Here is a 4261-nt window from a genome sequence, read left to right as displayed (position 1 = left end):
CTCATACAGGTTATGCTTATTTCTCTTGCTGTCTCCGATACACTTGCAAATGGCACATATTTATTTCCATTAACTGTTAAATCACAATGAACCTCATCAGAGATTACTGTAACACCATACTTTTTACAAAGTTCTGCTACCCTGATTAATTCTTCTTTAGTCCAAATTCTTCCGCCCGGATTTTGTGGATTACAAAGTATCATAAGAGTAGTCTGGATATCTGAAAGGTCTTTCTCAAGCTGTTCAAAATCCATTTCATATCTGTTATTTTTAAGCACTAACGGGCTTTCAAGAGCTACCCTTCCGTTATTAAGTATTGAGTTAAAAAATATATTATAAACCGGAGTTTGAAGAATCACTTTCTCAGCCGGAGTTGTAAGCTTTCTCACCATGCTTGATATAGCCGGTACTACTCCTGTAGTAAAGATTAGCCAGTCTTTCTGCATAGTGAAATTGTGTCTATGTTTCCACCAACCTATATAAGCTTCGTACCACTCATCAGTTATACCGGCATAACCAAAAATTCCATGCTTAAATCTAGTTTCCAATGCTTTTCTTATAGCAGGTGCAGCCTCGAAGTCCATATCTGCAACCCACATAGGAAGTTCATTTTCCTCTACCTTCCATTTCTCTGCATTGGTGTTTCTGCGATTAATTTCTTTGTCAAAATTAAATGAGTGTTCAATATGCATATCAGCCCCTCCTTCTAATTTCAGTTTCCTTTCCTTCACCTGACACTAGCTCAATCTCTGCAAGCGTAACAGGCTTTGGCATTTCTCCTTCTACAATTATTTTTGTATCCTCAGGATTAATGTTTTCATTATCTATAATTAAAGTACCTATTTCCTTTGCCTTTATAACTCCACTCTTTGGATTAAATACACTGTCAATCTTACTTATAACTTCAACATCTACAGTTGAAAATTCAAAGGCAAGAGCTGTATTTACCAGTTTACAGTTCTTCATTACAAGATTTTCTATATAGCAAAATCCCTGCAAACTCTCCACTGTACAGTTGATAAGGGTTATATTTTTTGAATTCCAGCCAAAATACTCTCCCACTATAAATGAATCATAAATTACTACATTTTCTGTATTCCAAAAGCTGTCTTTTGAAAGCAGCTTGCAGTTATGGACTTCAATATTTTTGCCTCCATCAAAGCAGTAGTCCCCATATAAATTAAGCCCGTCAAGGTAGATATTTTCACTGTTTAATCCAAAATATGTCCCTTTTGCCACCACATTTTCAAGTCTTATATTCTTACACATCCAGAATGTTTCACTCGCATTTGGCAGGGATACATTTTTTAGATTCACTCCGTCACACCTGCGAAATTCCTTCGGTGCCTCTATCATAGTGTCTTCTATATTGATATTTTCACCATACCACAGCCCTGACCTAGCCATTTCAAAAAAGGTGGAATCTTTTACATTTACATTCTTTGCATACCAGAACGGATATTTCCACTTATACATCGTATTAACTGCATTTATATTTTCACCATGTTTAAGTGCAGACTCACCATCTGCAAAGATTGTGTCTTCTATCTCCAGTCCATTTGCCTGAAAAAGGGCACGCTCACCTGTCAAAACCTCATTTTCTATTCTTCTCATATAACCTCCTTTCTAAATATTCCTATTTAGATAGTATGCAATAAAATTTTGAATAAGTAAATAGGGTTTGAAAGATTTCAAAAAATTGTCACAATTATAATAGAAAGGACTTTCAAATAATGATATTTGAAAATCCTTCTGTTAAGTGAGGTATATTATAAATAGTTATTTTTTAATAACCCAAATACTTTTTTTCATACTTCCTATAAAATTCATAGCTTATCTTTTTTTGCTCTTCTTTTTTTCATCATGATTCTCTTTCAGTGTCTTTTATATTCCTCCACATCTTCTATCCTACACTTATATATAAAATTATAGTTACTGTATATTATGATGTCAACTGCCTCCTCTGCTTTACATGAAATACTTATATCCCCTGGAGGGCTTCATTATACTGTATTTATAGCCAATCAGCTAAAATTACAGGGCGATAGTAGCAACCTTACCTGAACAGGCTGTTCTACCACTCTCGCGGTTCTACGGTTGGGGAAATGGGGTGGTTTATGGTGTTTTTAAGCAGTTTTTGTAGTATATACCGCCATTTTCGTGGTTGTAATTTGTTTTGGGGAATTTTTAGAGCCAAAATAGAGCCAATGATAATTGGCTAGCATATTTTTTAGCTATCTTAGTGAAATATAATTTTTATTATTGTTGACACTATTATTAGCTAAAAGTATAATATATTTGAAGACAATAGTATAAAAATTAGGAAAGGAGAGCTTATGGATAAAATAGAAACAGTTGAAGATTTTAAAAAATTTCTAAGCAATAACCGTGAGAAACTCCTTAATTTTGCAGTAAATATTAAAGATTTACCCTCCGACGATGATTGGATTCAGGATGATGAATGGGATGAAGTATATAAGCAAGAGGTTATAAAGAATGGGAAAGTATAATATTGGTGAAGTTTGGTGGGTACAGTTTCCATATTCAGATAAAGATGAAGTCAAGAGAAGACCTGCCATAGTAATTGATGAGTACACTATGGCTATCCTTGCAATGTATGTGACTACCAAAAATAAGTCCGATAGTCCATATAGTATTCCCATTGAAGACTGGAAATCAGCAGGTTTAAAGAGAGAATCATGGACTAGAATCGACAAAATTGTTAATATTGAGCAATGTAATATAGATCTCCAAATTGGAGTGTTATCACAAAGAGACCTTGTAAAAATTATGCAACTTGTCGGAGAAATATTATCTAATACGGTGCATGAATTTTCCCTTTTAGCAATTAAAAATCCGGATGGGAAATACCTTCAAATATATGATGACAGGTGGAAGACATGGTTATTTCCATATATTAGAAGCACCGAAAATAACAAAGCTAATGTTGACAAGTATACGAGTAATTTATTGAATAAAGAAGTAACAACTGAATATGTATCAGCTGCGAAGCATTGTAAATATTCTGTCAGTGATGATGTTTATAAAATATTCAATCATAAACTATATAGACTGCTACCAGATTTCCTGCCTGAAAATATACCGAACAATACTTTTACAATTGGTGAATATAGCTGTAAATGGATGTCTCTTGAAGATATGGAAAAAGATGAGAGAATAATGGAAGTAAATGAAGAAGTGATTGTTTTTGTTAGGTCTAAATGTCAGTAAGGCAGGGCTATAAGAAGTTTGGTGTTAATCTATTCTAAAGCCTTGGTTTGATACACAATATTATAATTCTATTTCTATAAAAAGCCCCCCAAGGTTATCCCCTGGAGGGCTTCATTATTCTGTGTTTATAGCCAATCAGCTAAAATTACTCAACGATAGTAGCAACCTTACCTGATCCAACTGTTCTACCACCCTCACGGATAGCGAAACCAAGACCAGCTTCCATAGCTACAGGGTGGATGAGCTCAACTGTGATTTCTGTGTTATCACCAGGCATACACATCTCTGCATCGCCGTTAAGTGTAACTACACCAGTAACGTCTGTTGTTCTGAAATAGAACTGTGGACGATAGTTGTTGAAGAATGGAGTATGACGTCCACCCTCTTCTTTTGAAAGAACGTAAACCTGAGCTGTAAACTTCTTGTGGCAAGTTACGCTACCTGGCTTGCAGAGAACCTGTCCTCTTTCAAGCTCATCACGGTTAACACCACGAAGAAGAGCACCGATGTTATCACCAGCCTCAGCAGAATCAAGAAGCTTACGGAACATCTCGATACCTGTAGCTGTTGTCTTTCTATTCTCTTCACGACCACCAACGATCTCAAGTTCGTCGTTAAGTCTGAGTGTACCACGCTCTACTCTACCTGTAGCAACGGTACCACGACCTGTAATTGTAAATACGTCCTCAACAGGCATAAGGAATGGCTTATCTACATCACGCTCTGGATCTGGGATATAAGAATCAACTGTATCCATAAGCTCCATAATCTTGTCTCCCCAAGGACCGTGTGGATCCTCAAGAGCCTTAAGAGCTGAACCTCTGATGATTGGGCAACCTTCGAAACCATACTCTTCAAGCTGCTCTGTAACTTCCATCTCTACGAGATCGATAAGCTCCTCATCATCAACCATATCACACTTATTAAGGAATACAACGATGTAAGGAACACCTACCTGACGGCTAAGAAGGATGTGCTCTCTTGTCTGAGCCATAACACCGTCAGTTGCAGCAACAACGAGGATAGCACC

5 protein-coding genes are annotated in these 4261 nt (G+C 36.3%); 2 read left to right on the top strand and 3 right to left on the bottom strand.

All coding sequences use genetic code 11. The features are described 5' to 3' along the window. Together ACTTG8_RS09750 and ACTTG8_RS09745 are read right to left on the bottom strand one after the other, a co-directional pair. Window positions 1-692, bottom strand: a 692-nt coding sequence (locus tag ACTTG8_RS09750; protein ID WP_442561918.1) for a MalY/PatB family protein, incomplete at its 3' end; no start/stop codon positions are given. A gap of 1 nt (window position 693) precedes the next feature. After that, complete coding sequence (locus ACTTG8_RS09745) at window positions 694-1614, bottom strand: DUF3737 family protein (protein WP_442561917.1); 921 nt, start codon at window positions 1612-1614, stop codon at window positions 694-696. 722 nt (window positions 1615-2336) lie between these two features. On the opposite strand from ACTTG8_RS09745, the gene ACTTG8_RS09740 reads away from it, so the two are divergent. Together ACTTG8_RS09740 and ACTTG8_RS09735 are read left to right on the top strand one after the other, a co-directional pair. Continuing rightward, window positions 2337-2510 carry a hypothetical protein gene (locus ACTTG8_RS09740; protein WP_442561916.1) on the top strand — a complete coding sequence of 58 codons (174 nt, stop codon included), beginning with the start codon at window positions 2337-2339 and terminating at the stop codon, window positions 2508-2510. After that, a complete protein-coding gene (locus ACTTG8_RS09735) occupies window positions 2497-3231 on the top strand; it encodes a type II toxin-antitoxin system PemK/MazF family toxin (RefSeq protein WP_442561915.1) in 735 nt (244 codons plus the stop codon). The genes ACTTG8_RS09740 and ACTTG8_RS09735 overlap by 14 nt, the downstream gene beginning before the upstream one ends. A 145-nt stretch (window positions 3232-3376) precedes the next feature. On the opposite strand, the gene ACTTG8_RS09730 is transcribed toward ACTTG8_RS09735, so the two are convergent. Next, the coding region (locus tag ACTTG8_RS09730; RefSeq protein ID WP_442561914.1) for an elongation factor Tu at window positions 3377-4261 on the bottom strand (885 nt) is incomplete at its 5' end.

Origin of the sequence: Catonella sp. (genome assembly GCF_052173895.1) — a bacterium.
Lineage (GTDB): Bacteria > Bacillota > Clostridia > Lachnospirales > Lachnospiraceae > Catonella.
The sequence above is the reverse complement of the archived record's forward strand: the minus strand, read 5'-3'. Positions and strand labels throughout refer to the sequence as shown.